Genomic DNA, 4,877 nt, shown 5'->3' with positions numbered 1-4,877 from the left:
AATTTCCCTGTTGCTAGTGCCTGGTCATAGGCGGTTTTGGCTGACTCCTGACTCTCTTTTGCTAGAGTAGCATATTGATTCATGGTGAAAGTCTGTTCTTTATAACGACTTTCTGCTAGTTCATAGCCCCATTTTTTGAAGCCCCCCTCGGTAAACTTCATAATATTGCCTTTATGAACTAAAGTTAGAGTTTTTCGGCCATTAGCTAAAGCATAATCAATGGCTGCAGCAATCAAGCGCTGGCTGCCCTCTTTCGAAATGGGTTTAATTCCCAAAGCGCTACTTTCCGGAAAGCGAATCTTTTTCACTCCAAAATCAGTTTGCAAAAGTTGAATTAACTTTTGCACTTCCGGAGTATCTTTTTCAAATTCGATTCCCGCGTAGACATCTTCGGTATTTTCGCGGAAGATGACCATATCAGTTTTTTCTGGTTCCTTCAATGGAGAAGGGACCCCGGTAAAGTAGAGTACGGGGCGCACACAGGCAAATAAATCCAAATCTTGCCGCAAAGCTACATTTAAAGAACGAATGCCCCCGCCAATGGGAGTAGTCAAAGGTCCTTTTAAAGCGACTTTGGCTTTTTGGATGGTCTCTAACGTTGCTTTAGGCAGCCATTCCCCGGTTTTATTAAACGCTTTTTCCCCAGCTAAAACTTCCTGCCACTGGATTTTTTTTTGACCTGCATAAGCCTTGTGGACCGCGGCATCTAGTACTTGTTTGGTGGCGGACCAAATTTCCGGTCCAATACCATCCCCGGCAATAAAAGGAATTACTGGATGATCCGGCACACGGATGGTTTCTTCTTCAATGGTAATATAGCTCACATTGCTTCCTCCTTTGTGGATAAAAAGCGGACTAGCCAATATGTTATGTTGGCCAGTCCGCCACTTTGTTAATCTGCAAATTTTTTGCGAATCACCATAGGTAGAATGCCTTGGTTTTTCCAGTAGCGGATGTCTGCTGGCGCATCAAAACGCAATTTGGTTTGGAAGGTTTTTGTTTTTCCTTCTTTGGTGGCCGTTACTTGAACCACTTGTCCCACCATAGGCTCCACAGGCAAGTCTACAGTAAAAGTCTCATCGCCGGTTAAACCCAACGTTTCTGCGGTTTCTCCTTGTAAGTATTGCAACGGGATGATGCCCATCATGGCTAAATTAGAACGGTGAATCCGCTCGAAACTCTCTGCTAAGACTACTTTTACCCCTAAGAGTTGGGTTCCTTTTGCGGCCCAGTCTCGAGAAGAACCCATGCCGTAATCTTTTCCAGCTAAGATGATGGTGCCGGTATGATCTTTTTGGTAGTTCATCGCCGCCTCATAAATTGCCATGACTTCACCAGTCGGATGGTATTTGGTGATGCCCCCAGAGCTTTCAGGGACTAATTGATTTTGTAGGCGAATATTGGCGAAGGTTCCCCGCATCATAATATCGTGATTGCCTCGCCTTGAGCCATAAGAGTTAAAGTCTTTTGGCGCCACATTTCGCTCCTTTAAGAAACGACCAGCCGGGGAGTCCATGGCGATATTGCCAGCTGGAGAGATGTGGTCGGTAGTTACGGAGTCGGCTAGTTTTGCCAAAACGGATAAATTAGTCAATGGCTCAGGCTGGGGGAGTTCTTTGGTTAAGCCGGTGAAGAATGGTGGGTTGGCAATGTAAGTAGAAGCTTCATCCCAGCTAAAACAATCTCCAGTACTAGTTTCAATTTCATTCCAGCGCTGATTGGCATCGAAAATATGAGCATAGGTCTCTTGATAAGCTTCTGGACCTACATATTGGTCAATCACAGCTTGCACTTCAGCGCCACTTGGTTGCAGATCCGCCAAATAAACTGGCTGCCCTTCGTTATCAAAGCCCAATGCTTCTTTGGTTAAATCCTTGGTAACGGTGCCTGCCAATGCGTAGGCTACAACCAATGGTGGCGAAGCAAGATAATTGGCTTTAATCAATGGATGAATCCGTCCTTCAAAGTTCCGATTTCCGGAAAGTACTGAGGAAACCAATAGATTTTTTGCTTCAATGGCTTCTGCTACTGGATCAGATAGGGGACCTGAGTTGCCAATACAAGTGGTACAACCATAGCCCACATTATAAAAGCCTAATTTTTCTAAATAAGGTAGCAATCCGCTGTCCTCTAGATAGGTAGTGACAATTTTTGAGCCGGGAGACAGGGAAGTCTTCACGTAAGCGGGAACTTTCAATCCACGCTCCACAGCCTTTTTAGCCAGTAAACCAGCAGAAATCATCACAAAAGGGTTGCTAGTGTTTGTACAGCTAGTGATTGCCGCCAAAACTAAATCTCCAGTGTATAATTCTTTTGGATAGTGGTGGTCTTCAGTTTGGTCTTGCCAGTGTAACGGTGCAACTTTAGCAAGTTCTGTTTCTTCTAAACCAAAGCCTTTTGGTCCTACGGGTGCTGTGACAGACGTGGTAAAGTCTGTGGCCACATTTTCCAAGGAAATCCGATCTTGAGGTCGTTTTGGTCCTGCTAAAGAGGGTTGGATACTACTGAGGTCTAAAGAAATTACCTTTGTATAGGTAGGAATTGTTTCGTTATCATAAAATAGACCATTGGCTTTCGTATAATTTTCTACTAAGTCGATTAACTGGGGATTACGCCCGGTAATCCGCAAGTAGTTTAAGGTCTCTTCGTCAATGGGACAAAAGCCACAAGTAGCGCCGTATTCCGGTGCCATATTGGCAATGGTCGCTCGGTCAGAAAGGCTGAGCTTTTGATAGCCACTACCAAAATATTCCACAAATTTGCCCACTACATTTTCTTTTCGCAATAATTCGGTAACAGATAAAGCTAAATCTGTAGCGGTGGTTCCTTTTGGCAATGAGCCAGTGAATTCCACCCCGATAACTTCCGGCGTTGGAAAATAAGACGCTTCTCCTAAAATAGCCGCTTCTGCTTCTATACCGCCAACTCCCCAACCTAAGACACCCAGACCATTGATCATGGTGGTGTGAGAATCGGTGCCTTGCAAAGTATCGGGAAAGACTAGTGATTGTTTTCCAACTTTTTTCGTCAAAATCACATTGGAAAGTTTTTCAATATTTACTTGGTGGATAATCCCGGTTTCAGGTGGGACCACTTCAAAATCGGTAAAGGACTGTTGCGCCCATTTTAGAAATTGGTAGCGCTCGTGATTCCGTTCAAATTCCCGTTTCGTATTAAAGGCCAAGGCTTCAGAAGTGCCGGCACAATCCACTTGTACGGAATGGTCCACCACCAAAGTTACGGGTATCTCTGGATTAATTGCTTTGGCATCTCCCCCCAGAGCCACCGTAGCATCCCGCATAGCCGCCAAATCCACTACGGCAGGAACTCCAGTAAAATCTTGTAAAATGACCCGCGCTGGTTTAAAAGGCACAACCCCACTGGGAGCGGTCCCTTGCCAGTGGGCTAATTCTCCAATGATTTCATCGGTAATTTCAGCATCTCGATTGCGGGCTACCGATTCCAGTAAGACCCGAATCGAATATGGTAATTTTTGTAAATCCGCTCCAAACTCAGCGCTAACTTGCTGTAAATCGCAGTAAATCAATCCTTCATTAGCCAAAGTATTCTGCCATTTCATGAATAAAAATCCCCCTTTTCCCAAAAATGTCTATCAGAATAATCATACAATCATTGTGAATAAAAGTAAATAGTCGAAAAATTATTTCTTTTTAGAAAAAATGGTGATATAATATTCAGTAATATAATTCACTGGAATTTAATGGGGCGATTTGCAAAAAGGGGTGTTATTCGTGAACGTAAATGAAAAAAGCTTGCTGGATTATCCGAGTTTAGCATTGCGTTGTCAAAAAGTAGATTCAATCAATGTGAATAATTATTCAAAATATAACGTAAAACGAGGCTTGCGAGATACGAATGGTAAGGGTGTCTTGGCGGGATTGACTACGATATCAACGATTTATCCTCAAAAGATTGTCGATGGCATACCGATTCCGGGAACTGGGGAGTTGCGGTATCGGGGAATTGATATTAATGAAATCGTACAAGGGTTTGTCGGCGAAGGGCGTTTCGGTTTTGAGGAAGTGGCCTTTTTGCTTTTATTTGGGGAGTTGCCTAATGAGGCAGAATTAGCAGACTTTCGCCAACTTTTGGCAGACAAACAAACGCTGCCGACGAATTTTGTGCGAGATGTGATTATGAAGGCTCCTTCTGCGGATATTATGAATAATTTATCCCGGAGTTTGTTGACATTGGCTTGTTATGATGAGAAACGAGACGATGTGAGCATTGAAAATGTGTTGGAACAGTCGTTAATGTTAATCAGCGTTTTTCCAATGCTGGCAGTCTATGCATATCATGCTTATAACCATTACGAAAAAGCGGAGAGTATGTACATTCACCGGCCAGATCCCAGTTTAAGTACGGCGGAAACAATTTTGACGATGTTACGCCCGGATAAGAGCTACACTAAGCAAGAAGCACAGACATTGGATATGTCTCTGGTTTTGCATATGGAGCATGGTGGTGGGAACAACTCCACCTTTACCACCCGGGTCGTGACGTCCAGTGGCACGGATACGTATTCCACCATTAGCGCAGCTCTAGGGTCATTAAAAGGACCCAAACACGGTGGCGCCAATATTAAAGTGACGCAAATGATGGAAGATTTAAAAGCCAATGTGGCAGATACTACAGATGAAGCCCAAGTACGCCAATATTTAGAAGCTATTTTGGACAAAAAAGCCTTTGATGGCAAGGGGCTAATTTACGGTATGGGCCACGCGGTATACAGTGACAATGATCCGCGAGCGGCCATCTTTAAAGCTTATGTTTCCAAACTGGCAGAAGAAAAAGGACCAGAAGAACAGGCAGAATTTGAGCTTTACACTTTGGTAGAACATTTAGCGCCACAAATC

At 43.9% G+C, this 4,877-nt stretch carries 3 protein-coding genes; 1 reads left to right on the top strand and 2 read right to left on the bottom strand.

Going from position 1 to position 4,877, the window contains the following annotated elements; all coding sequences use genetic code 11:
* Together AB5754_RS03690 and acnA are read right to left on the bottom strand one after the other, a co-directional pair.
* Positions 1-824 (bottom strand): isocitrate/isopropylmalate family dehydrogenase (locus AB5754_RS03690; protein ID WP_368259467.1); only part of this gene is annotated, 824 nt, incomplete at its 3' end.
* A gap of 68 nt (positions 825-892) precedes the next feature.
* Positions 893-3,580 (bottom strand): aconitate hydratase AcnA, encoded by a 2,688-nt coding sequence (gene acnA, locus AB5754_RS03685; protein ID WP_368250574.1) that lies wholly within the window; start codon positions 3,578-3,580, stop codon positions 893-895.
* Between the two features lie 172 nt (positions 3,581-3,752).
* Here acnA and AB5754_RS03680 point away from each other — a divergent pair.
* On the top strand, positions 3,753-4,877 hold a 1,125-nt coding region (locus tag AB5754_RS03680), incomplete at its 3' end, for a citrate synthase (RefSeq protein WP_368259466.1).

The sequence above is a fragment of the Enterococcus sp. 2201sp1_2201st1_C11_2201SCRN_220225 genome (genome assembly GCF_040925905.1).
Classification (GTDB): Bacteria; Bacillota; Bacilli; order Lactobacillales; family Enterococcaceae; genus Enterococcus_C; species Enterococcus_C asini_A.
The sequence above is the reverse complement of the archived record's forward strand: the minus strand, read 5'-3'. Positions and strand labels throughout refer to the sequence as shown.